Annotated in this window: 19 protein-coding genes; 7 read left to right on the top strand and 12 right to left on the bottom strand. The window is 72.5% G+C overall.

The annotated features are described in order from the left end of the window. Positions 1 to 116 precede the first annotated feature (116 nt). Positions 117 to 638, top strand: a complete 522-nt coding sequence (gene dalA, locus J2Z33_RS05020) for a divisome-associated lipoprotein DalA (protein ID WP_209838528.1) — start codon at positions 117 to 119, stop codon at positions 636 to 638. Positions 639 to 657: 19 nt separating this feature from the next. Here the strand turns inward: dalA and J2Z33_RS05015 are convergent, their stop codons facing one another. From J2Z33_RS05015 to hslO, 7 genes are all read right to left on the bottom strand, one after another. Further along, positions 658 to 1,167 (bottom strand): L,D-transpeptidase family protein, encoded by a 510-nt coding sequence (locus J2Z33_RS05015; RefSeq protein WP_377109764.1) that lies wholly within the window; start codon positions 1,165 to 1,167, stop codon positions 658 to 660. Positions 1,168 to 1,210: 43 nt separating this feature from the next. Then, positions 1,211 to 2,470, bottom strand: coding sequence for a class I SAM-dependent RNA methyltransferase (locus J2Z33_RS05010; protein ID WP_209838524.1), 1,260 nt, complete (start codon positions 2,468 to 2,470; stop codon positions 1,211 to 1,213). A gap of 78 nt (positions 2,471 to 2,548) precedes the next feature. Further along, positions 2,549 to 4,444 (bottom strand): ABC transporter ATP-binding protein, encoded by a 1,896-nt coding sequence (locus tag J2Z33_RS05005; RefSeq protein WP_209838522.1) that lies wholly within the window; start codon positions 4,442 to 4,444, stop codon positions 2,549 to 2,551. Beyond that, on the bottom strand, positions 4,441 to 6,309 hold the full coding sequence (locus J2Z33_RS05000; RefSeq protein ID WP_209838520.1) for an ABC transporter ATP-binding protein: 1,869 nt from the start codon (positions 6,307 to 6,309) through the stop codon (positions 4,441 to 4,443). Before J2Z33_RS05000 ends, J2Z33_RS05005 begins: the two co-directional genes overlap by 4 nt. 114 nt (positions 6,310 to 6,423) lie before the next feature. Further along, a complete protein-coding gene (locus tag J2Z33_RS04995; protein WP_209838517.1) occupies positions 6,424 to 7,590 on the bottom strand; it encodes a CCA tRNA nucleotidyltransferase in 1,167 nt (388 codons plus the stop codon). Further along, on the bottom strand, positions 7,587 to 8,207 hold the full coding sequence (locus J2Z33_RS04990) for an NUDIX hydrolase (RefSeq protein ID WP_209838515.1): 621 nt from the start codon (positions 8,205 to 8,207) through the stop codon (positions 7,587 to 7,589). The genes J2Z33_RS04995 and J2Z33_RS04990 overlap by 4 nt, the downstream gene beginning before the upstream one ends. Then, on the bottom strand, positions 8,194 to 9,201 hold the full coding sequence (gene hslO / locus J2Z33_RS04985) for an Hsp33 family molecular chaperone HslO (RefSeq protein ID WP_209838513.1): 1,008 nt from the start codon (positions 9,199 to 9,201) through the stop codon (positions 8,194 to 8,196). Before hslO ends, J2Z33_RS04990 begins: the two co-directional genes overlap by 14 nt. A gap of 117 nt (positions 9,202 to 9,318) precedes the next feature. On the opposite strand from hslO, the gene J2Z33_RS04980 reads away from it, so the two are divergent. Both J2Z33_RS04980 and J2Z33_RS04975 read left to right on the top strand, forming a co-directional pair. Next, positions 9,319 to 9,753 carry an NUDIX domain-containing protein gene (locus J2Z33_RS04980; RefSeq protein ID WP_209838511.1) on the top strand — a complete coding sequence of 145 codons (435 nt, stop codon included), beginning with the start codon at positions 9,319 to 9,321 and terminating at the stop codon, positions 9,751 to 9,753. 627 nt (positions 9,754 to 10,380) lie between these two features. Continuing rightward, positions 10,381 to 11,613 (top strand): argininosuccinate synthase, encoded by a 1,233-nt coding sequence (locus J2Z33_RS04975; RefSeq protein WP_209838509.1) that lies wholly within the window; start codon positions 10,381 to 10,383, stop codon positions 11,611 to 11,613. A 118-nt stretch (positions 11,614 to 11,731) separates the two neighbouring features. Here J2Z33_RS04975 and J2Z33_RS04970 read toward each other — a convergent pair whose 3' ends face one another. Then, positions 11,732 to 12,598 carry a ribokinase gene (locus J2Z33_RS04970; RefSeq protein WP_209838507.1) on the bottom strand — a complete coding sequence of 289 codons (867 nt, stop codon included), beginning with the start codon at positions 12,596 to 12,598 and terminating at the stop codon, positions 11,732 to 11,734. Then, complete coding sequence (locus tag J2Z33_RS04965) at positions 12,595 to 14,859, bottom strand: NADP-dependent malic enzyme (protein WP_209838505.1); 2,265 nt, start codon at positions 14,857 to 14,859, stop codon at positions 12,595 to 12,597. The genes J2Z33_RS04970 and J2Z33_RS04965 overlap by 4 nt, the downstream gene beginning before the upstream one ends. 129 nt (positions 14,860 to 14,988) lie before the next feature. Here J2Z33_RS04965 and mutS point away from each other — a divergent pair, with 129 nt between their 5' ends. Continuing rightward, entirely contained in the window at positions 14,989 to 17,616 is a 2,628-nt protein-coding gene (gene mutS, locus J2Z33_RS04960; protein ID WP_245218568.1) for a DNA mismatch repair protein MutS, read from the top strand. A 221-nt stretch (positions 17,617 to 17,837) separates the two neighbouring features. Here mutS and J2Z33_RS04955 read toward each other — a convergent pair whose 3' ends face one another. Both J2Z33_RS04955 and hrcA read right to left on the bottom strand, forming a co-directional pair. Then, positions 17,838 to 18,389, bottom strand: a complete 552-nt coding sequence (locus J2Z33_RS04955) for a nucleotide exchange factor GrpE (RefSeq protein WP_209838503.1) — start codon at positions 18,387 to 18,389, stop codon at positions 17,838 to 17,840. A 10-nt stretch (positions 18,390 to 18,399) separates the two neighbouring features. Continuing rightward, complete coding sequence (gene hrcA, locus J2Z33_RS04950) at positions 18,400 to 19,482, bottom strand: heat-inducible transcriptional repressor HrcA (RefSeq protein WP_209838501.1); 1,083 nt, start codon at positions 19,480 to 19,482, stop codon at positions 18,400 to 18,402. A 172-nt stretch (positions 19,483 to 19,654) separates the two neighbouring features. Here hrcA and rph point away from each other — a divergent pair, with 172 nt between their 5' ends. The 3 genes from rph to hemW are packed head-to-tail and all read left to right on the top strand — an operon-like array spanning position 19,655 to position 22,141. After that, positions 19,655 to 20,359 (top strand): ribonuclease PH, encoded by a 705-nt coding sequence (rph, locus tag J2Z33_RS04945; RefSeq protein ID WP_209838499.1) that lies wholly within the window; start codon positions 19,655 to 19,657, stop codon positions 20,357 to 20,359. Continuing rightward, entirely contained in the window at positions 20,359 to 20,967 is a 609-nt protein-coding gene (gene rdgB, locus J2Z33_RS04940; RefSeq protein WP_209838498.1) for an RdgB/HAM1 family non-canonical purine NTP pyrophosphatase, read from the top strand. The genes rph and rdgB overlap by 1 nt, the downstream gene beginning before the upstream one ends. Further along, positions 20,960 to 22,141: a radical SAM family heme chaperone HemW gene (gene hemW / locus J2Z33_RS04935; protein WP_209838496.1), complete on the top strand. Its 1,182-nt coding sequence runs from the start codon at positions 20,960 to 20,962 to the stop codon at positions 22,139 to 22,141. Before rdgB ends, hemW begins: the two co-directional genes overlap by 8 nt. A gap of 283 nt (positions 22,142 to 22,424) precedes the next feature. On the opposite strand, the gene J2Z33_RS04930 is transcribed toward hemW, so the two are convergent. Next, positions 22,425 to 23,318, bottom strand: a complete 894-nt coding sequence (locus J2Z33_RS04930) for a ParB/RepB/Spo0J family partition protein (protein ID WP_209838494.1) — start codon at positions 23,316 to 23,318, stop codon at positions 22,425 to 22,427. Positions 23,319 to 23,324: the final 6 nt, after the last annotated feature.

Below are 23,324 nucleotides of genomic sequence, written 5' to 3'. Positions count from 1 at the left end.
CGCGGCGTCACAACTCAAGGTCTCGTCAGATGCGTCCCACTGTGGCGAACCCGTTTGAAACCCCCGGGGCGCGCGGCTAAAGGAGCCGCTGGGACAGCGATCAGGGGTTTCTCGGGATGCAGCGCAGGGCGATGATGGCGGCGGGACTGGCCCTGCTGGGGCTTTCGGCCTGCGGAGGCGGGCGCGCGGCCCGGCCGCTGGTGGGGCCGGACGGCCTGCCGCTGCCGACGGTCTATCGAATCACGCCCGAGATGGAGGCCGAGATCGGCTATCGGCTGGCCGATTCGCTCAACACGCTGCGGACCGCGGCCGGGGCCGCGCCGGTGGCGCTCGACCCGGCGCTGAACGCCGCCGCCGCCACCCACAGCCGCGACATGGCGGTGCAGAACCGGCCCTGGCACTTCGGCTCGGACGGCTCCTCGGCGGTGGATCGCCTCCAGCGCGTAGGCTACCAGGGCCGCCTCGTGGGGGAGCTGATCTCGGAAACCTACGAGGACGAGTTGCAGACCCTCGCCGCCTGGGCCGAGGACCCGACGACCCGGGCCGTGCTTCTCGACCGCACGGCGACCCGGCTGGGCTTGGCCTGGTTCCAGGAGCCCTCGGGCAAGATCTGGTGGACGCTGGTGCTGGCCACCTGACGGCGGCCCGCGCCTCGCGTCACGGGAACAGGGTGATCGGGGTTCCATCGGGCACCATCGCGTAGATGTCCTCCATCTCGCGGTTGGGGACGGCGATGCAGCCGGCGGTCCAGTCGCCGTCGATGTAGGCGCGGCCGTCGATCCCCCGGGGCTGGCCGTGGATGAAGATGTCGCCGCCCGGGCGCACGCCCATGGCCTCGGCCCGCGCCTTGTCCATCTCGTTCGGGTAGGAAATCCCGATGGACAGGTGGTAGCTCGAGTTCGGGTTGCGGCGATCGATGCGGTAGGTGCCCTCGGGCGTCTTGCCGTCGCCTTCCATCATCTTGGGGCCGACCGGGTCGCCGCCCAATTCAAAGTCGAAGACGCGCAGCGCCTTGTCCCCATGCATCAGGTAGAGCTTGCGCTCGGACTTGTAGACCAGGACGCGGGTGACGCGCGGGCCCTTGTACTTGCGGAACTTGGAGGGCGCGCCGCAGCCTGCGAGGCCAATCAGGGCGGTGCCGCCCAGGAGGAGGTTTCGTCGGGAGATCATCACTGTCGCCTGTCCGGTCTGACGCCGTTCCCCGACGATCCTACGTCATCGTTCCCGATTCCGCGAGGGATTCTTGATCCCGGCCGAGCGTGAACCGCGTCGCCAGCTCCACGTGCGCGGACCAGCGGAACTGATCCACGACGGTGATCGGGTCCATCCGGTAGCCCGCCGCGAGAAGGGTCTTCGCGTCGCGGGCGAAGCTCGCCGGGTTGCAGGAGACGTAGGCGATGACGGGCAGCCGCGCCTCGGCCAGCGCGCGGACCTGCGCCTCGGCCCCGGCGCGCGGCGGGTCGATCACGGCAGCGTCGAAGCGGCGCAGGTCCAGCGGGTCGAGCGGGCGGCGGAAGAGGTCGCGGGCCTCGGTCGTGACGCGGTGGAGGCCCGGCGCGGAGCGCCAGCCCTTCGCGAGCGCGTCGAGCATCGCGGCCTCGCCCTCGACGGCGTGAACCTCGGCCGATTCGGCGAGGGGCAGGGCGAAGGTGCCCACGCCAGCGAAGAGGTCGGCCACGCGGGTCGCGCCGCGCGTCGCCTCGCGGACCAGGGCGACGAGCGCGGCCTCGCCCTCGCGCGTGGCCTGGAGGAAGGCGCTGGGCGGCGGGACGACGCGGGCGCGACCCATGGGTTGCCAGGGGCCTTCGCGCTGGAAGGTGGGCTCTCCGTTCCAGGTCACGCGCGCGACGCCGGCGCGGGCCGCCCAGGCGGCGGCGTCCTGGCGGAGCGCGAGGTCGAGGTCGCGCGCGTCCTCCACGACGACATCCGCGCCCGCCGGGCTGTCGGTGAGCAGGAGCCCGATCTCGCGCGAGCGCGGGGCGGCCATCTGGGCGAGGTCGAGGAGCGCGGGGCGCAGCGCCATGAGGCCGGGCGTGAGTATCTTGCAATGGGGGTTGTCGATCACCGTGTCCGAGGCGCGGGCGTGGAAGCCCAGGAGCGCGCCCTTCTTCAGCCGCCGGGCAGCGAGGCGAGCGCGGCGGCGGCTGTTGGGCGGGGAGGTCAGGACGCGCGCGACCTCGCCCGCGAGGCCCTGGCCCTGGAGGGCGCCGCGCACGATCCCCGCCTTCCAGTCCGCCACGACGGCGTCGGAGGCGTGCTGCATGGCACAGCCGCCGCAGGCGGTGAAATGAGGGCAGGGAGCGGCCACCCGGTCGGGCGAGGGCGTGACGATCCGCCACGTCCCGTCGGAGCGGGGCGCGACCTCCTCGCCGGGCAGGACACGGGGGATCAGCGTGCCGTTCGCGAGGCGGCCTTGGCCGTGGTGCGTGAGGGTCGCGACGCGTGCGGCGGTGTCGGGGATTGCGGTCATGAAGCGGCCCGGAAGGTCAAGGCGGCCTAGATGGGCGAGGGCGGTCCCCGGCGCAAGTCGGCGGGGCGTCGCACACGGTCATTCGGCCGCCTCGGCCTCCATGGTCAGGAAGCCGCCTGACTGGCGGTTCCAGTAGCGGGCGTAGAGGCCGCCGCGCGCCAGCAGCGCCTCGTGCGTGCCTTCCTCGACGATGGTTCCGGCGTCCATAACAACAATCCGGTCCATGCTGGCAATGGTAGACAGGCGGTGCGCGATGGCGATGACGGTCTTGCCGACCATGGCCTCCTCCAGCGCGGCCTGGATCTCGGCCTCCACTTCGGAGTCGAGCGCGGACGTGGCCTCGTCCAGCACCAGGATCGGCGCGTCCTTGAGCATGGCGCGGGCCAGCGCGATACGCTGCCTCTGGCCGCCCGAAAGCTTCACCCCGCGTTCGCCCAGGTGGGCGTCGTAACCGGTGCGGCCCTTGAAGTCCTCCAGCGTCAGGATGAAGTCGTGGGCGCGGGCCGCCTTGGCCGCGGCGACCACCTCCTCGTCGGTGGCGTCGGGGCGGCCGTAGCGGATGTTGTCGCGGGCCGAGCGGTTGAACATGGCCGTTTCCTGCGTGACCATGCCGACGGCCTTGCGGAGCGATTCCTGCGTGATGTGCCGGATGTCCTGGCCGCCGACGGTGATCCGCCCCCGCTCCACGTCGTAGAGCCGCAGGAGCAGCGCGACGAGCGTGGACTTGCCAGCGCCCGAGGCACCGACGAGGCCGATCTTCTCGCGCGGGGCGATCAACAGCTCGAGGTCGTGCAGGCCCCCGCCCTCGTCCTCCTCGCCTTGCCGGCCGTAGGTGAAATGGACGTGCTCGAAGCGGATGCCTTCGGCGCTCCGCAGGGGCACGGCGTCGGGGGCGTCCACGAGAGAATGGTTGTGGGCGAGGGTGTTCATGCCGTCCTCGACTTCGCCCACGTTGGCGTAAAGGCCCATGAGGGCGAAGCTGACCCAGCCGGTCATCTGCGCGATCCGCAGGGCGACGGTGCCGGTGGCGGCGATGTCGCCCGCCGTCGCTGTTCCTTGCGTCCAGAAGTGCAGCGTCAGGCCGACCATCAGCACCGGCAGGATGCCGGCGATGACCATGAGGCCATAGCGGAAGCTGGTGGAGATCGTGCCGTAGTCGAGCGTGGTGTCGCGGTAGCGGGCCATGGCACGGATGGCGGCCTCGTCCTCGGCCTCGGCATGGGCGAAGAGCTTGACGGTCCGCATGTTGGTGATGGTGTCCACCACTTGCCCCGTCACCACAGCGCGCGCCGCCGCCCGGCCCTCGGCCTGCTTGCGGATGCGGGGGAGGTAGCGGCGGATGTAGAGGAGGTAGCCCACGAACCAGAGGCCGAGCGCGAGGCCGACGCGCCAGTCCACCGCGACCACGAGGATCAGCGTGGCGATGACCGAGGAGAGCGCGAAGACGATGGTGTTGATGAACTCCACCGTCGATTCGGTGACCGCCCGGCCCGCCTGCATCTGCTTCTGCGCGATGCGGCCCGCGAAGTCGTTGTCGAAGAAGGTGATGTCCTGCCCGAGCGTCCAGCGGTGCAGGCGCGACAGCACCAGCACGTTCAGCGACGGGCCGATCACCACCGACTGGAACAGCGCCGAGGCGCCGAAGGTCAGCGGCCGCAGCACGATCAGGAACACCGCGATGGCCGCGAAGAGGAGCGTGTGCTCGCTCCAGAGCGCGTCGGGGCCGCTCGCGCTGGCGGCGTCGATCACCGTGCCGAGCAGCATGGCCGAGACCACCTCGGCCGAGCCCGCCAGCACGCTGACGACCGACGCCACCAGCAGCACGGGGAAGGACCCGCGCAGGCACCAGGCGAAGAAGCGCCAGAGCGTCGTGGGCGGCGGCGGCACCGGGCCTTCGTCGAAGGGCGGGATCAGGCGCGAGAACCGATCGGCCCAGGACGGGCGGGCGGGGCGGTGATCCGCGGCGTCGGTCATCGGGCGATCTCCGTGAGGGCGGGCTCGGGCTCCGCGTCCAGGTCAAGGAAGCCGCCGGACTGCCGGTTCCAGAAGCGGGCGTAAAGGCCGCCTTGGGCCAGCAGCGCCTCGTGCGCGCCGTCCTCGGCGATGCGGCCGTCGTCGAGGACGACGATGCGGTCCATGCGGGCGATGGTGGACAGGCGGTGCGCGATGGCGATGACCGTCTTGCCCTCCATCATCGTCGCCAGCGTGCCCTGGATCGCGGCCTCGACCTCGGAGTCCAGCGCCGAGGTCGCCTCGTCGAGGATGAGGAGGGGCGCGTCCTTGAGGATCACGCGGGCAAGCGCGATCCGCTGGCGCTGGCCGCCCGAGAGCTTCACGCCCCGCTCGCCCACCTTGGCGTCGTAACCGCGGTTCCCCTCGCCGTCCTGGAGGCGGAGGATGAAGTCGTGCGCCTCGGCCTGATGGGCGGCGCCGATCATCTGGGCCTCGGTGGCGTCGGGACGGCCGTAGAGGATGTTCTCGCGCACCGTGCGGTGAAGGAGCGAGGAGTCCTGCTGGACCATGCCGATGGCGGAGCGGAGCGAATCCTGCGTCACCGCGCGGATGTCCTGGCCGTCGATGCGGATGGACCCGCTCTCGGCGTCGTAGAAGCGCAGGAGCAGCTTGACCAGCGTGGACTTGCCCGCGCCCGAGCGGCCGACGAGGCCGACCTTCTGGCCGGGCTCGACCGTCAGGGTCAGGCAGTCGAGGCCGCCGCCGCCCTTCCCGTAGTGGTGGGATAGGTCGCGGATCTCGATCCGGCCCTCGGTCACGCGGAGGGGCCTGGCGTCCGGCGCGTCGAGGAGCTCGATGGGCTGGGCGATGGTCTGCATCCCCTCGGCCACGGTGCCGAGCGAGCGGAAGAAGTCGGACACCGACAGCATGATCCAGCCCGACATGTTGGACAGCCGCAGCACCAGCGCCGAGGCCGCCGCGACGATGCCGACGCTCGCGAGGCCGCCGGTCCAGAGCCCGATGGCCCAGCCCACCACGCCCACGATCAGGAGGCCGTTCAGCAGCGTCAGCACCAGGTCCATGATCGTGAAGAGCCGCATCTCGCGCTGGAAGGTGCGGCGGGTCTCGGCGATGGCGGCCTGGGCCTCGTGCAACTCGCGGTCGCCTTGAGCGAACATCTTCACGGAATGGATGTTGGTGTAGGCGTCCACCACCCGGCCGTTGACTTGGCTGCGGGCGTTGGACGAGGCCTCGGAGGCCGGGCCGATGCGGCGCACGACCCAGACCACTAGCGCGGCGTAGGGGATGACCCAGAGCGCGAGCGGGATCAGCAGGCGCGGGTCCGCCGTCCAGAGCAGCACCGCCGCGCCGGCGATGTAGGAGATCGCATAGGCGATGGCGTCGAAGGCGTTGTAGACGGCATCCCCCGCCGCCGGGGGGGCCTGCATGACGCGGTTGGCGATGCGACCGGCGAAGTCGTTCTCGAACCAGCCGACCGACTGGCGCAGGACGTGGCCGTGCGCGCGCCAGCGGATCAGCGTGCCGAAGTTCGGCAGGATCGCGTTGTTGAGCAGGAGCGCCTGCACCCCGAACACCAAGGGCCGCACGAGCAGCACGAAGGCGGCGACGAGCAGCAGCTCGGTCCCGTGGTCGCGCCAGACCGCCTCCGGCGAGGAGGCGGTCAGGGTGTCGATCAGGCGGCCGGAGCAGGAGATCAGCCACAGCTCCACCGCCGCGACGGCGGCGGCGAAGAGGCCGGTGGCGAGGAACACGCCCCGGAACGGACCCATGTAGCCCTTGAGGAACGGCCAGAGCCGGCGCGGCGGGTCGTTCACCGGGGTGTGCGGCGCGAAGGGATCGACGAGGTTCTCGAAGAAGCGGAACATGGGATCATCAAAAGGGGGCCGCTGCCGCGCGGTGGCGGAGCGGGCCAGGGGAACGGGGTTGCCCGGCGGATATAGGCCGGGCGGGAGGCTGGGGAAACCGGAGGTGCCGGGTTTTCAGGCAGGTTCCTCGGGGAGGGTCCGCAGCGACTTGGGCGATAGGGCGAAGCCCGAGTCGATCCAGGCCCGTTCGAGCGCCCGCAGGCGATGGCCGAGAGCGGGACCCGCAAGGGGCGCGAGGTCGGCGGCGGCCAACGGGAAGCGCTGGCCCGCGCCGTGGCGGGCGAGGCGGGCGGCCTCGGGGTCGAGGTGCGCGTTCGACAGCGCGGCGCGGAGGGCGAGCACGTCGAGCGCCTCCGCCTCGCCCAGCCGGTAGCCCAGCTCGCCAGGAGCCGAGAACGTGCCCATGCCGTCGAGGAGCCGGTCGAGCCGCTTGGCCTGCTGGCGCGACAGGCGCAGCGCCTCGGGGACATCCTCGCCGCCCAGGGCTGCGAGGCGGCGCAGGGGGTCGGGCGGGAGGCCGGCCTCGCCTTCGATGTGGACGAGCGGGGCGAGCAGGCCGTCGCCCGCTCCGGGGAGGACGCGGGCCAGCGCTCCGGTCGCGCGCATGGCGGCGACGGCGGGCGCGGGGTCGGGGGTGGCGAGGAGGCGGAGCATCTCGTGGCCCACCCGCTCGCGCGAGAGGGTGTCGAGGCCGTCGAGGTTGCGGGCGATGGCATCGAGCGCGTCGGGGTCGAGCCCTTCCTCGGGGTCGCCCACCTGCGCGTGGAAGCGGAAGTAGCGCAGGGCGCGCAGGTAATCCTCGCGGATGCGGGTGGAGGCGTCGCCGACGAAGCGGATGCGGCGGGCGTGGAGGTCGGGCAGGCCGCCGGTCGGGTCGAGCAGCGCGCCGTCCGCCGTGAGGTAGAGCGCGTTCATGGTGAAGTCGCGGCGGCGGGCGTCCTCCTCCGGCTCGGTGCCGAAGGCGACGGTCGCGTGACGGCCGTCGGTCTCCACGTCGCGGCGCAGGGTCGTCACCTCCACGGGCCGGGGCGCGAGGAGGGTGACGGTGCCGTGCTCGATGCCGGTGGGCAGGGCCTTGAGGCCGGCCTGGCCCGCCAGCTCGGCCACCCGCTCGGGCGGGGCGTCGGTGGTCACGTCGATGTCGCCGACGGGGCGGCCCAGCAGCGCGTCGCGCACCGCGCCGCCGACGATCCAGGCGCGGTGGCCGCCCTCGCCCAGCAGGCGAAGGACGCGGGCGGCGGACGGGTCGGACAGGAGGGCGGCAGGGATCGGGTCGGTCATGCGGAACCTTCGGATCGGGCGGCGTCCATCCGCGCCGCCAGCTCGCGCAGGAGGCGGGCGGTGGCGCCCCAAACATAATACGGGCCCCAGGGCGCGACCCAATAGCGGCGGTGGCGGCCCTGCCAGCGGCGGCCCTCGACCCGGTAGCGGTCCAGCGAGGCGAGATGCGACAAGGGCACGGCGAAGACCTCGGCCACCTCGCCAGCCTCGGGGCGGGCGATGAAGGGTTGGCGGACCAGGGCAAGGACGGCGGTGACCTCGAAGGCGGTCACCGTCTCGTGGGGGCCGTAGGCGCCCAGCACCTCGGCCTGGCCGGGGGGCAGGCCGATCTCCTCGCGCGCCTCGCGCAGGGCGGCGGCGGGGGCGTCCTCGCCCGGCTCCAGCTTGCCGCCGGGCAGGGCGATCTGGCCGGGGTGGTGGCGCAGGTGGGCCGAGCGCTTGGTCAGGATCACCCGCGCCTCGCGTCCCGACAGGTCCACGGCGAGGAGCACGGCAGCGGGGCGCAGCGCCCGGCCCTCCGGGCGGGGCAGGCCGGGGTCGAGGTCGTAGTCGGACGAGGCGGCCCGGGGGACCGCCAGCGCCCGGCGCAGCAGGGGCTCGGCCTCAGACGGACGCACCCGCGCCCGCCGGGGAGGTGGCCTCGAAGCCGAGGGTCGTGGGATCGAACTCGTAATGCGCGCCGCAGAACTGGCAGTCGGCGGTGACGACGCCCTGGGGCGTGGTCATGTGGCGGATGTCCTTGGCCGAGTAGATCGACAGGGACTGGCGCACCTTGTCCTCGCCGCAGGAGCAGCCGAAGGCGACGGGATGGGCCGGGAAGATGCGCGGCCCGTCCTCGTGGAAGAGCCGCACGAGCAGGTCGGTCGGGTGCACCTGCGGACCCACGAGTTCCAGCGGCTCCACGGTGTCGAGGAGGATGTTGGCGCGGGACCAGTTCTCGCCCTCCTCGCCGTCGAGGAGGTCGCGGTGATGGAGGAGGCCGTTGTCGCCCGAGCCCTCGGCGGCAGCGACGCCCATGCCGGCCTTGGGCATCGACTGGATCATCACGCCGCCCGCGCGCCACTGCTCGGCCCCCCCCACAAGGCGGGAGCGGCCGAAGGACAGGGCGAAGCGGGTGGGCAACTGCTCGGACTGCGCGAAGTAGGTTTCGGCGCAGGTCGAGAGCGAGCCTCCCGAGAGGGGCGTGATGCCCTGGTAGGGGGTCGTCCCCTCGCCCTGGTCGATCAGGATCGCGAAGTAGCCCTTGCCGATCTGACCGAAGCCCTCGCCGGCGGGGTCGAGCCGGGCGGGGTCGTAGCTGGCCCAGGCGCGGATGCGCGCGGGCTCGCCGTCGGCCTCCGGGGCGTAGTAGTCGGCGGCGATGATGCGGGCCGGGCCGTCGCCCCGGATCTGGAGCGACAGCTTCCAGCGCAGCTTGACCGTCGGCCCGATCAGCGCGGCGAGGAGGGCGGTCTCGGCCACCAGCGCCTCGATGGCGGGGGGATAGTCGTGCTGGGCCAGCACCCTTTCCAGCGTGCCGTCGAGACGGGCCACGCGGCCCCGGATGTCCGAGGCGTCGAGCTGGAAGGGCAGGACGGTATCGTCCCAGGCAATGCGGGCTCCGAGATCCATGGGAAAATCCTTAGCGAAGAATGCCGGCGCCTCCAACGGGGGAGAGGGCGCGACTGGCCGGGGAGGGGGTCGGTGGTCCATATAGGGCCGCGAGGCCGGGTGTTGAAGGGGGACGGGATGCGGCGATGGGGCGGGGCGGTGGAGCGGGGGCGGGTCTACCGCCGCCGGCCGGGGGCCTATGCGATCCTGTGGCGCGAGGGCGAGCTGCTGCTGACCTTCCAGGCCGAGCCCGAGCCCGAGGTGCAGTTGCCGGGCGGCGGGATCGATCCGGGCGAGTCGCCGCTCCGGGCGCTGCATCGCGAGGTGCGGGAGGAGACCGGCTGGAGCATCGCGGGGGCGCGGCGGCTGGGGGCCTACCGGCGTTTCGCCTTCATGCCGGAATACGATCTCTGGGCCGAGAAGGTATGCCAGGTCTGGCTGGCCCGGCCGGTGCGGCGGCTGGGGGAGCCGTCGGAGCCGGGGCACGTCGCGCTGTGGGCGAGCCCCAGGGTGGCTCTGGGGCTGCTGGCGAACGACGGGGAGCGGGAGTTCCTGCGACGGCTGATGACGTAGGGGGCTCCGCCCCCCGCTTCGCTCCCCCCGGGATATTTGGAGCCAAAGAAGGAGGGGGGTCTCGGACAGACTAAATCCCCGCGAAGCCTCCGGGTTCACTCGCCGGCTCGCGGGGACCAGGGGCGCGCGAGCGGGAGCACCGGCCGCTATTTAGCGGGCTGGGTCTCAGTGGCATCGAGGGAGAACGCCCGTGGGGCGCCTCGGCCTCCCTGGCCGGGTATCTGGCCGCTCCTGGCCCATCGCGTTCGTTCGAGCCCTCCTTGCGGATGGGCGTCCCTTCGTCCTTGTCTCTCCTTTCCGCCCCCCGCCGTCGGTGCCGGCGTCTCCGCCCCTGGGGAGCGCCGGGCCGTGCGGACGGGGGCCGCTTGCGTGGGGTCGTGCGAGGGAGAGAGTCGCACGGAAGCGTTAACCCGGAGTGTCAGCAACGAACGGTCGGGCGCGATCCGCGCAACACCCCGAAGGGCCGTGCCACGCGCGCGGGAGCCCTTCTTTGGCTCCAAGTATCCCGGGGGGAGCGCGGAACGCGCGGGGGGCAGAGCCCCCCTCGACGGTGGACGCGGGGGGCTCGCTTGCCGGGGTGGGCGAAACGGGCTAGGGGCGCGGCGAACTGCCCCAAGGGAGCCCCACATGACCGCGCCTGCCCCCAAGAAGGTCGTCCTCGCCTATTCCGGCGGGCTCGACACCTCCATCATCCTGAAATGGCTCCAGACCGAATACGGCTGCGAGGTCGTGACCTTCACCGCCGACCTGGGGCAGGGCGAGGAGCTGGAGCCGGCGCGCGCGAAGGCGGAGCTGCTGGGGATCAAGGCCTCGAACATCCACATCGAGGACCTGCGCGAGGAGTTCGTGCGGGACTTCGTGTTCCCGATGTTCCGGGCGAACGCGCTCTATGAGGGGCTGTATCTGCTGGGCACCTCGATCGCGCGGCCGCTGATCGCCAAGCGGCTCGCGGAGATCGCGGCGGAAACGGGCGCCGATGCCGTGGCGCATGGCGCGACCGGCAAGGGCAACGACCAAGTGCGGTTCGAGCTGGGCGTCGCGGCGCTGAACCCCGCGCTGAAGGTGATCGCGCCGTGGCGGCTGTGGGACCTGACCTCGCGGACGAAGCTGCTGGAGTTCGCCGAGGCGAACCAGATTCCCATTGCCAAGGACAAGCGGGGCGAAGCGCCGTTCTCGGTCGATGCCAATCTGTTGCATACGTCCTCCGAAGGAAAGGTCCTGGAAAATCCGGCCGAGGAACCGCCGGCTTACGTCTATCAGCGGACCGTCGATCCCGAGGAGGCGCCGGATCAGGCGGAGGTGGTGGAGATCGGGTTCGAGCGGGGCGATGCCGTTTCCATCGACGGCGAGCGGATGTCGCCGGCGACGATCCTGACGCGGCTGAACGAGATCGGCGGGCGGCATGGGGTCGGGCGGCTCGATCTCGTGGAGAACCGCTTCGTGGGGATGAAGTCGCGGGGGGTCTACGAGACGCCCGGCGGGACCATCCTGCTGGAGGCGCACCGGGGGATCGAGCAGATCACGCTGGATGCGGGGGCGGGGCACCTCAAGGATTCGATCATGCCGCGCTATGCGGAGCTGATCTACAACGGATTCTGGTTCTCGCCGGAGCGGGAGATGCTTCAGGCGCTGATCGACAAGAGCCAGGAGCACGTGAGCGGGACGGTGCGGGTGAAGCTCTACAAGGGCAGCGCGCGGACGGTGGCGCGGTGGTCGGACCAGTCGCTGTATTCCGAGAAGCACGTGACCTTCGAGGAGGACGCGGGGGCCTACGACCAGAAGGACGCGGAAGGGTTCATCCGGCTGAACGCGCTGCGGCTGCGGCTGGTGGCGGTGCGGAACGCGCGGGCGAAGGGGTGAGGCGCGATTGGGCGACTGTCCGGGGGACAGTCGCCGCGCCGAACGCCCGGCGGCCTCTCTGGGCGGACACCGGGTCGGGACGTGTCACGGGCGGGGGGTTTCCCCGCCCCTTTTCGTTTCAGGGGTGGAAGGCCTCGGCCTCCGCGCGGGTGGGGATCGCGTCGGCGGCGCCCGGCCGCGTGACCTTGAGGGCGGCCGCGCGGGTGGCCAGCGCGAGGGCGTCGGGCATGGGGCGGCCTTCGTCGAGGCCCGCCAGCACGTAGCCTGTGAAGGTGTCGCCCGCGCCGGTGGTGTCCACAGGGGTCACGCGGGGGGCGGGGACGCGGTGCTCCTGCCCGCCCTGGAGCCAGACGGAGCCCCGCGCGCCCAGCGTCACGATCACGTCGGAAAGGCCGAGGTCGGCCGGGCCTTGGCCGGTGGCCTGCCGGAGCTGCTCGGCCTCCACCTCGTTGAGGAGGAGGAGGTCGGCGTGGGGGAGGATCGCGCGGACCGCCCCGGCGTCGAAGGGGGCAGCCGCGTAGGCCACGCGGAGGCCGCGCAGCCTGGCGGAGAAGGCGGCCTCGGGCTGGTGGTTGGTCTCGTTCTGCGTGAGGAAGAGGTCGCCGGGGGCCGCGCCCGCCAGCGTCGCGTCGATGTGGGCGGGCGGGATCTGCCGGTTGGTGCCGGGGAAGACGATGATCGTGTTCTCGGCCCGGTCGTCCAGGGCGATGATCGCGTGGCCGGAGGGGCCGGGGAGCGTCAGGATCGCGGCGGTGTCCACGCCGTAGGCGCGCAGGCGGTCCGCCATCCACGCGCCGTCGGGGCCGATTGCGCCGATGTGCTTTGTTTTGCCGCCAGCCCGGGCGCAGGCCACCGACATGTTTGCTCCCTTGCCACCCAAGCCTTGGGTCAGGGAGCGGGCGGCCAGCGTCTCGCCGGGTGCGGGGATGTGGGGCAGGGCGTAGACGTGGTCGGCGTTGATGCTGCCGAGGTTCCAGATGGTCATGCCGGGCGCTCCACCTGCGCGGCGGCCATGACGGCCATGTTGAGCACGTCGCTCGCGGTCGAGACGGTCGAGCAGAGCTGGATCGGGCGGTCCACGCCGGCGAGGATGGGGCCGATGACGGTGGCGCCCGCCATCTCCTGCATGAGCTTGACGCTGATCGAGGCGGAGTGGCGGGCGGGCATGACAAGGACGTTGGCGGGGCCAGTGAGGCGCTGGAAGGGGTAGGCCTCCTGCGCCTTGGGGTTGAGGGCCACGTCCACGGTCATCTCGCCCTCGTATTCGAAGTCGGCGCCTTCCTCGTCGAGGACGCGGGGGGCGAGGTGCATCTTGGTCGCGCGCTCGGAGACCGGGTGGCCGAAGGTGGAGAAGCTGAGGAAGGCCACGCGGGGGGTGAGGCCGAGGTCGCGGGCGACCTGCGCGCCGCGCCGGGCGATGAGGGCGAGGTCGCGCTCCATCGGCCATTCCTGGACGAGGGTGTCCCCGATCAGCACGATGCGGCCCCGGTGGAGGACGGCGGTGATGCCGACCGCGCCGCTGGCCGGGTCCACGTCGAAGACATGGCCGATCTGGTCGATGACGTGGGCCGACTTGCGGGTGGCCCCGGTGATCATGCCGTCGCCGTGGCCGTGGGCGAGCATGAGCGCCGCGAAGACGTGGCGGTCGCGGGCGGCGAGGCGGTGGATGTCCTCGCGGTCGAAGCCGCGCCGCTGGAGGCGGCCGTAGAGGAAGGTCTTGTAGGTCTCCAGGTGCGGGGTGTTGGCGGCGTTGACGATTTCCAGCTCGTCCACGGCCTCGGGGAGGCCCTCGGCGGTGAGCTTGTCGCGGATGTCGCCCGAGCGGCCGACGACGAGGGCGCGGCCGTAGCCGCCGCGCTGGTAGTTGACGGCGGCGCGCAGCACGCGGGGGTCGTCGCCTTCGGCGAAGATCATGGTGGCCTGGGACGCGCGGGCGCGGGCGTGGATGCCGCGCAGCACCGAGGCCGTCGGGTCCATGCGGGAGCGGAGCTGGGCGGCGTAGGCCTCGGCGTCGGGGATCGGCTTGCGGGCGACGCCGGTCCGCATCCCGGCGGCGGCTACGGCGGGCGGGATGCGGTGGATCAGGCGGGGATCGAAGGGGGTGGGGATGATGTAGTCGCGCCCGAAGGCCAGCTTCTTGCCGTAGGCGAGCGCCACCTCGTCGGGCACCTCCTCGCGGGCCAGCGCGGCGAGCGCCTCGGCGCAGGCGATCTTCATGGCGTCGTTGATGGCGCGGGCGCGGATGTCGAGAGCGCCGCGGAACAGGTAGGGAAAGCCCAGGACGTTGTTGACCTGGTTGGGGTAGTCCGAGCGGCCCGTGGCCACGATGGCGTCGGGACGGACGGCGTGGGCCTCCTCGGGCGTGATCTCGGGGTCGGGATTGGCCATGGCGAAGATCACCGGGTCGCGGGCCATGGAGGCCACCATCCCGGGCGTGACCGCGCCCTTGGCCGAGACGCCGAGGAACACGTCGGCGCCGCGCATGGCGTCCTCCAGGGTGCGGAGGTCGGTCTTGACCGCGTGGCCGGACTTCCACTGGTTCATGCCGTCGGTGCGGCCTTGGTAGATCACGCCCTTGGTGTCGCAGACGAGGCAGTTCTCCGGCCGCGCGCCCATGGATTTCAGCAGCTCGATGCAGGCGATCCCCGCCGCGCCCGCGCCGTTCAGGACGATGCGGCAGTCGGCGAGGCGCTTGCCCGTCAGGTGCAGCGCGTTGAGGAGCCCCGCCGCGCAGATCACCGCCGTCCCGTGCTGGTCGTCGTGGAAGACGGGGATGTCCATCTCCTCCTTGAGGCGGCTCTCGATGACGAAGCATTCGGGGGCCTTGATGTCCTCGAGGTTGATGCCGCCGAAGGAGGGGCCGAGGAGGCGCACGGCGTTGCAGAAGGCGTCCACGTCCTCGGTGTCGAGTTCGAGGTCGATGCTGTTGATGTCGGCGAAGCGCTTGAAGAGGACGGACTTGCCCTCCATCACCGGCTTGGAGGCCAGCGCGCCGAGGTTGCCGAGGCCCAGGACCGCCGTGCCGTTGGAGATCACGGCGACGAGGTTGCCCTTGTTCGTGAGGTCGTAGGCCGCGCCGGGGTCGTCGCGGATGGCGAGGCAGGGGATCGCCACGCCGGGGGAGTAGGCGAGCGACAGGTCGCGCTGGGTGGTCATGGGCTTGGTGGGCTGCACCTCCCACTTGCCGGGATGCGGCTCGCGGTGGAAGGCCAGCGCCTCCTCGGGCGTGACGCGCGATCGTGTCATGGTCGGTTCCCCCCTGTTGCGGAGGAGATTGCGCGACGGCCACGTCGGCCGCAACCCGGAGGCGCGGGGGCTGGCCCGAGGGCGCGCGAGGGCCTAGCCTGCGGGACGCGGTTCACCGGGGGGCAGGGCATGGACGGGACGGGACTGGAGACGGGTGCCGCGACGCCGATGATGGCGCAGTTCCTGGAGATCAAGGGGCGGCATCCGGACGCTCTCCTGTTCTACCGGATGGGCGACTTCTACGAGATGTTCTTCGAGGACGCGGAGGCCGCCGCCGCCGCGCTGGACATCGCGCTGACCAAGCGGGGGCAGCATCTGGGGCGCGACATCCCGATGTGCGGCGTGCCGGTGGCGACGGCGGACAGCTATCTTCTGCAACTGATCCGCAAGGGGTTCCGGGTCGCGGTGGCCGAGCAGCTGGAGGACCCGGCGGAGGCGAAGAAGCGCGGGTCGAAGTCGGTCGTGAAGCGCGACGTGGTGCGGCTGGTGACGCCCGGGACGCTGACCGAGGAGGCGCTGCTGGAGGCGCGGCGGGCGAACTTCCTGTGCGCCTGGGGCGGAAGGGGAGGGGAGGGGGCGCTGGCCTGGGCCGACATCTCCACGGGCGCGTTCGGGGTGAAGCCCTGCGGGATCAGCGGCTTGGGGGCGGAACTTGCACGTCTGGCCCCTCGCGAGCTGCTGGTCTGCGATGAGCTGGAGCGGGAGGTCGGTGGGCTCGCGCGGGAGGCGGGGGTGCCGATGACGCCCTTGCCGCGCGCGGCCTTCGACGGGGGCGCGCGGCGGGTGCAGGGCTGGTTCGGGGTGGCGACGCTGGACGGCTGGGGGGCGTTCGGGCGGCCCGAGGTGGCGGCGATGGCGGCGCTGCTGGACTACCTCGACCTCACGCAGAAGGGGGCTCGGCCGCATCTGAGCCCGCCCGTGCGCGAGGGCGAGGGCGAGGTGGTGGAGATCGACGCGGCCACCCGCGCCTCGCTGGAGCTGACGCGGGCCTTAGGCGGCGGGCGGGCGGGGTCGCTTCTGGGCTGCATCGACCGGACGGTGACGGCGGGGGGCGCGCGGCTGCTGGAGGCGCGGATCGCGGCGCCGTCGCGACGGCTGGAGGTGATCGCCGGGCGGGTCGATGCGGTCGAGGCGCTGGTGGAGCGGCCCTCGCTGACGCGGGAGGTGCGCGAGGCGCTGCGGGGGGCGCCGGACATGGACCGGGCGCTGTCGCGGCTGGCGCTGGACCGGGGCGGGCCGCGCGACCTCGGGGCCTTGCGCGACGCGCTGCGGGCGGCGGAGCGGGTGGCGGGGCTGCTGGGGCCGGAGGCGCTGCCCGGGGTTCTGGCCGGGGCGGGGCTGGTGGGGCCGGAGGGGCTGGCCGGGCTTCTGGACGAGGCGCTGGTCGCCGCGCCGCCGACGCTGGCGCGGGACGGGGGCTTCGTGGCGGCAGGGTTCGCGGGCGACCTCGACGAGGCGCGACGGCTGCGGGACGAGGGGCGGGCGGTGATCGCCGCGATGCAGGCGGAGTATGCGGCCGAGACGGGGGTGGGCTCGCTGAAGATCCGGCACAACGGGACGCTGGGCTACGTGGTGGAGGTGACGGCGGCACAGGCGGAGAAGCTGAAGCGGCCGCCCTTCGATGCGGTGTTCCACCATCGGCAGACGACGGGATCGGCGGTGCGCTTTGCCACGCAAGCCCTGAGCGAGACGGAGGCGCGGCTCCTGAACGCCGCCGGCGAGGCGCTGGCGATCGAGCGGCGCATCTTCGGGGAGTTGCGGGGGGCGGTGCTGGCCGAGGCGGAGGGGCTGGCGCGGGTGGCGGCGGCCCTGGCCGAGGTGGACGTGGCGGCGGCGCTGGCGGACCTGGCACTGGCGGAGGGGTGGACGCGGCCGGTGCTGGACGGGAGCCGCGCGTTCCGGGTGACGGGCGGGCGGCATCCGGTGGTGGAGGCGGCGCTGCGGCGCGAGGGGAAGGCCTTCGTCGCCAACGACTGCGACCTGTCGGAACGGCCGGTGCGGCTGCTCACGGGGCCGAACATGGGGGGGAAGAGCACCTACCTGCGGCAGGCGGCGCTGCTGGCGGTGCTGGCGCAGGCGGGGAGCTATGTGCCGGCGCAGAGGCTGGAGATGGGGCTGGTGAGCCGGCTGTTCAGCCGTGTGGGGGCCTCGGACGACCTCGCGCGCGGGCGGTCCACCTTCATGGTCGAGATGGTCGAGACGGCGGCGATCCTTACCCAAGCGGACGACCGGTCGCTGGTCCTGCTGGACGAGATCGGGCGGGGCACGGCGACCTGGGACGGGCTGTCGATCGCCTGGGCGGTGCTGGAGCATCTGGAGGGCGTGAACCGCTGTCGGGCGATCTTTGCCACGCACTACCACGAGCTGGCGACGCTGGCCGCGTCCCTGCCGGGCGCGGGGAACGCCCATGTGGCGGTGGCGGACTGGGAGGGGGAGGTGGTGTTCCTCCACGAGGTCCGCGAGGGGGCGGCGGATCGGAGCTACGGGGTGCAGGTGGCCAAGCTGGCCGGGCTGCCGCCGAAGGTGGTGGCACGGGCACGGGCGGTGCTGCGGGGGCTGGAGGCGCGGGCGCGCGAGGGCGGGCCGCGGACGCTGGAGGAGGAGCTGCCTCTCTTCGCGCGGGGAGTGGAGGCCGAACCCGCACGCGAGCCCTCGGCGGTGGAGGAGCGGCTGCGCGCGGTGCGGGCGGACGACCTGTCCCCGCGCGAGGCGCTGGCGCTGGTCTACGAGCTGAAGGGGCTGCTGGGGGAAGGGTGAGGCGTCCGGCGGCGGGGCCGTGCTGGGGTGAACCCCACCCTACGAAGGCAAGGCCGTAGGGCGGGCTTCAGCCCGCCCTGACCATCTGGAGCGCCCCCGGCCTTGCCGTCGCTGGCGGGCTGAAGCCCGCCCCACGATCACCGCCTCTCCGGCGCTCCTGCCCTTCTTTGGCTCCAAATATCCCGGGGGGAGCGCGGAACGCGCGGGGGGCGGAGCCCCCCTTACGACGCCGGCATCGAGGACACGCCCACCTGCGCCGGGCGCAGCAGGCGGTCATGGAGCATGAAGCCCTCGGTCGCGACCTGGATGATGTCGCCTGCCTTGGTGCCGGGGAGGGGCGCCTCGAACATCGCCTCGTGGATGGCGGGGTCGAAGCGGTCGCCGACCTGGGGCGCGATGACCCTGAGGCCGTGCTTGGAAAAGACGCTGACGATCTCGCGCATGGTCAGGTCGATCCCTTCGAGGAGGGCGGCGTTCTGGGCGCGCTGCTCCTCGGTCACGGCGTCCAGCGCGCGGCGCAGGTTGTCGTAGACCGGCAGCACGTCGCGGGCGAGCTTGGAGCCGCCGTACTGCTCGGCCTCCTTGCGGTCGCGCTCGGCGCGCTTCCTCATGTTCTCGGTTTCGGCGAGCTGGCGCAGGACGCGGTCCTTCAGCTCGTCCCGCTCGGCCCTCAGGGCGTCGAGCTCGGCCAGCAGGTCGGCCTGCGCCCTTTCCTCCGCGTCCGCCTCGGCGGCGAGCTCGTCCAGGGACATCGGTTCGGTTTGGTCGGACATGGGAAACCCTTCAGGAACGTTCGGAGAGGAGGCGGCCCACGAGCTGCGCCGTGTAGTCCACGATGGGGACGATGCGCCCGTAGTTGAGCCGCGTGGGGCCGATGACGCCGATGGCGCCGACGATCGTCCGGTCGGCGTTCATGTAGGGCGACACCACGAGGGAGGAACCGGAGAGCGAGAAGAGCTTGTTCTCGCTCCCGATGAAGACGCGGACGCCCTCGGCGCCCTGGGCCAGCTCGAGGAAGCTGGCGATGTCGCTCTTGCGTTCGAGGTCGTCCATGAGGGAGCGGACGCGGTCGAGGTCGGCCTGCGCCTCGGGGCTGTCGAGGAGGTTGCCGGCCCCCCGCACGATCAGACGCTCGGGCGCGCCGTGGTCCTCGCTGGCCCAGGTGGCGAAGCCGCTTTGCACCATCGCCTGGGCGAGGGCGTCGAGCTCCTGCCGCCGCGTCTCCATCTCGCGGGCGATGGCGGCGTGGAGCTCGGAGAGCGTGCGGCCCTCGGCCAGCGCGTTGACGAAGTTGGCGGCCTCGCGCAGCGAGGAGGGGGTCTGGCCGGGCGGCGGCGCGAAGACGCGGTTCTCCACGTGGCCGTCGGCGAAGACGAGGACCACGAGGGCGCGGTCGGGCCCGAGCGAGACGAACTCCACGTGCCGGATGGGCGCGCCGTCGCGCTTGGGCGCAAGGACGAGCGAGGCGCCCCGCGTCAGGCCCGAGAGCGCCGCGCCCACGCGGTCGAGCGCGTCGGTCACGTCGGCGCCGCGCCGGGCGGGGGGGCCGGCAACGGTGGATTCCAGCCGCTCGCGGTCCTCGCCGGTCATGGGGCCGACCTCCAGGAGGCCGTCCACGAAGAGGCGCAGGCCCGCCTGGGTGGGCACGCGGCCCGCCGAGACGTGCGGGTGGCCGAGGAGACCCATCTCCTCCAGGTCCTGCATGACGTTGCGGATGGTGGCGGCGCTGACCTGCTCGGAGAGCGTGCGGGTCAGGCTGCGCGAGCCGACGGGCTGACCGGATTCCAGATAGGCCTCGACCACGCGGCGGAAGACCTCGCGCGAGCGGTCGTTCATCTCCTCGATGGCGGGCGAGCGGTCGGGCATGGGCCTCTGCGGAGTCCGGGGCGGCCGTATGTAAGCAACCCCGGCCGGGGCGTCAACCGGACGCGGGCACGCGGCGGCGGGCGCGGGGACAGGGCGACAAGGCGGCGCCCGGGTTGGCCTCGGGCCGTGCCTCCTGTAGGGACCGGCCCGATCCCATCCCACAGGAGTTCCCATGCGCCCCTCCGGCCGAGCCACCGACGCCCTGCGTGCCCTCTCCATCGAGCCCAACTTCAGCCGCCACGCCGAGGGGTCCTGCCTGATCCGTGTGGGGCACACGCACGTTCTCTGCACCGCCTCGCTGGAGGAGCGGGTGCCGCCCTTCCTCAAGAACACCGGCAAGGGCTGGGTGACGGCCGAATACGGGATGCTGCCGCGCGCCACCAACACGCGGACGCGGCGCGAGCGCGACGGCGCCTCGGGCCGGACGCAGGAGATCCAGCGGCTGATCGGGCGGTCCCTGCGGGCCGGGTGCGACCTCGTGGCGCTGGGCGAGCGGCAGATCACCGTGGACTGCGACGTGATCCAGGCCGACGGCGGCACGCGCTGCGCGGCGATCACCGGGGGCTGGGTGGCGCTGCGGCTGGCGGTGAACAAGCTGCTGAAGGCTGGGGCGATCCAGCGCGACCCGCTGGCCGCGCCGGTCTCGGCGATCTCGGTGGGGATGTACGCGGGCCAGCCGGTGCTGGATCTCGACTATCCCGAGGACAGCGAGGCGGGCGTGGACGCCAACGTCGTGATGACGGGCGAGCGGCTGATCGAGGTGCAGATGAGCGCCGAGGGCGCGACCTTCTCGCGCGAGCAGATGGCGGTGCTGCTGGACCTCGCGGGGCTGGGGAACGGGCTCTTGGCGCAGGCGCAGATGGCGGCGGTGGCGTGATGCGGCGGCTGACGGAGCCCTCGCTGGTGGTGGCGACGGGAAACGCGGGCAAGCTCGAGGAGATGCGCGAGCTGCTGGCGCCGCGCGGCATCGCGATCACGTCCTTGAAGGATCACGCCTTGCCCGAGCCGGAGGAGACGGAGGACAGCTTCCTCGGCAACGCCCGGATCAAGGCCCATGCGGCGGCGAAGGCGCTGGGGCTGCCGGCGCTGGCGGACGACAGCGGCATTGAGGTCGAGGCGCTGGGCGGCGCTCCGGGGGTGCGGACGGCGGACTGGGCGGAGGGACCGGGGGGGCGGGACTTCCTGCGGGCCATGACGCGGACCCACGGGGCGCTGGTCGCGGCGGGGGCCGAGGAGCCCTGGCGGGCGCGGTTCGTCAGCGTGCTGGTGTTGGCCTGGCCGGACGGGCACGAGGAGTCGTTCCGTGGCGAGGTGAACGGTCGCGTGATCTGGCCGCCGCGCGGGGTGATGGGGCACGGCTACGACCCCATCTTCGTGCCCGAGGGCGAGACGAGGACCTTTGCCGAGATGACCCACGACGAGAAGAACGCGCTCAGCCACCGGGGCCGGTCGATCCGCGCCTTCGAGGCGGCCTGCCTTGGCTGACGGGACGCGCCCGGTCGCCGAGGTCCGGCGGGAGGATTGGGAGGCCGGGGGCTTCGCGCTCTACGTCCACTGGCCCTTCTGCGCGGCCAAGTGCCCTTATTGCGACTTCAACTCGCACGTGGCGCAACGCATCGACCAGGGGCGCTGGGCGCGGGCCTACGAGGCGGAGATCGCGCGGGCCGCGACGGAGGTGCCGGGGCGGGTGCTGCGGTCGATCTTCCTGGGCGGAGGGACGCCGTCGCTGATGGAGCCCGAGACGGTCGCGGCGGTGATCGGCGCGGCGCGGGCGGCCTGGGGATTCGCGAACGACATCGAGATCACCATGGAGGCCAACCCGACCTCGGTCGAGGCGGGGCGGTTCCGGGGCTATCGGGACGCGGGCGTGAACCGGCTGTCGCTGGGGGTGCAGGCGCTGGACGACCGCGACCTGCGGGCGCTGGGGCGGATGCATTCGGCCGAGGAGGCGGTCGCGGCTTTCGGGATCGCGCGGGACACGTTCGAGAGGGTGAGCCTGGACCTGATCTATGCCCGGCAAGGACAGACGCCGGAGGCTTGGGAGGCGGAGCTTGGCGCTGCGCTGCGCCTCGCAGCGGGCCACCTGTCGCTCTACCAGCTCACCATCGAGGAGGGGACGGCCTTCGGAGACCGCTTCGCGGCCGGGAAGCTGCGCGACCTGCCGGACGAGGACCGGGCGGCGGACCTGTGGGACGTGACGCAGCGGCTGACCGAGGCGGCGGGGCTGCCGGCCTACGAGGTGTCGAACCACGCCGCGCCGGGGCAGGAGAGCCGGCACAACCTCGTCTACTGGCGGGGCGGCGATTGGGTCGGCGTCGGGCCGGGGGCGCATGGACGGCTGACCTTGGGCGGCGCGCGGACGGGGATCGAGACGGAGCGGGCGCCGGGGCTCTGGCTTGCGCGGGTCGAGGGGGAGGGCTCGGGCGAGAGCGGGCGGGAGTGGCTGACCGAGGTCGAGGCCGCCGAGGAGCGGCTGATGATGGGGCTGCGGTTGGCCGAGGGCGTGGAGTTGGCGCGGCTGTGGGCGCTGCCCGACCTCGGGCAGCGTGCGAAGGCTTTGGCGGGGATGAGGCTGGTGGTGGTCGAGGACGGGCGGCTGCGGACAACCGCTTCTGGGCGGCCTGTGCTCAATGCGGTGCTGCGGGACCTGCTGGCGTAGGGAATTCGGACGCAGCTCGTCCTATCCGCGTCCGTAGAGTGCGCTTCAGCGCACCACGTTCCGGAGGCCTCATTTGGTGCGCTGAAGCGCACCCTATGCGCGGGAGCTATGGTGGGGTGGAACTTCATCCGACGGGATGACGGTCTCCGACTTGAGAAGGTTCGCGCCGTTGCGGAGCGGCAGGAAAGCGGGCTGAAACCCGCTCTACCGAACTGGCCTTTCTTTGGCTCCAAATATCCCGGGGGAGTCTCCGAAGGAGACGGGGGCAGAGCCCCATTCGACCTCAGCCGCCCGAGAGCCGCCGCAGCAGGTCGTCGAGCTGGTCGAGGTTCCTGTAGGTGATCGTCACGCGCCCGCCCTCGCCGGCGGCACCGTGGTCGATGCGGACGCCCATCTTGAGCGCCGCCGACAGCTCGCCCTCGATGGCGCGGGTGTCGGCGTCCTTTTCGGTCCTTTCGCGCTTCTGCTTCTCGGCTTGGGCGGTCTTGGCGAGGCGCTCGGCGTCGCGGGCCGAGAGGCCACGCTCGGCGATGCGGCGGGCGAGGTCGAGGGCGCGGGGATGGCCGATGAGCGGGCGGGCGTGGCCGGCGGAGATGGTGCGATCGGCGACCATGCGCTGCACCTCGGCGGGAAGGCCCAGGAGGCGCATCTGGTTGGCGACGTGGCTGCGGCTCTTGCCGAGGGCGGTGGCGACCTGCTCCTGGCTGTGGCCGAAGCGGTCGATCAGGCTGCGGTAGGCCGCGCCCTCGTCGATGGGGTTGAGGTCGTCGCGCTGGATGTTCTCGATGATCGCGATTTCCAGCAGCTCGGCATCGTCGTAGTTGCGGACGATCACCGGAACCTCCGACAGGCCCGCCTTCTGGGCCGCGCGCCAGCGCCGCTCGCCGGCGACGATCTGCCAAGCCGAGGGCTCGTGCGGGTCGGGACGGACGATCAGCGGCTGGATCACGCCCTTGGTTCGGAGCGAGGCGGCCAGCTCCTCCAGCGCGGCGGGCTCGAAGGTGCGGCGGGGCTGGTCGGGGTTGGGGCGCAGCGATTCGACGGGCATGAGCCGCTCGGGGCTGCGCGGTGGAGGCGCAGCGGGCGCGGCCTCCTTGGCGAGGTCGGTGCCGAGGTCGGCCATCAGCGCCGAGAGACCCCGTCCGAGGCCGCGTTTCAGGAGGGGTTTCTCGGCCATGGGCGG

Origin of the sequence: Rubellimicrobium aerolatum, assembly GCF_017872975.1 — a bacterium.
Taxonomy (GTDB): Bacteria; Pseudomonadota; Alphaproteobacteria; order Rhodobacterales; family Rhodobacteraceae; genus Rubellimicrobium; species Rubellimicrobium aerolatum.
Note: the sequence above shows the minus strand (reverse complement) of the source record. Positions and strands in the feature narration are given on the sequence as shown.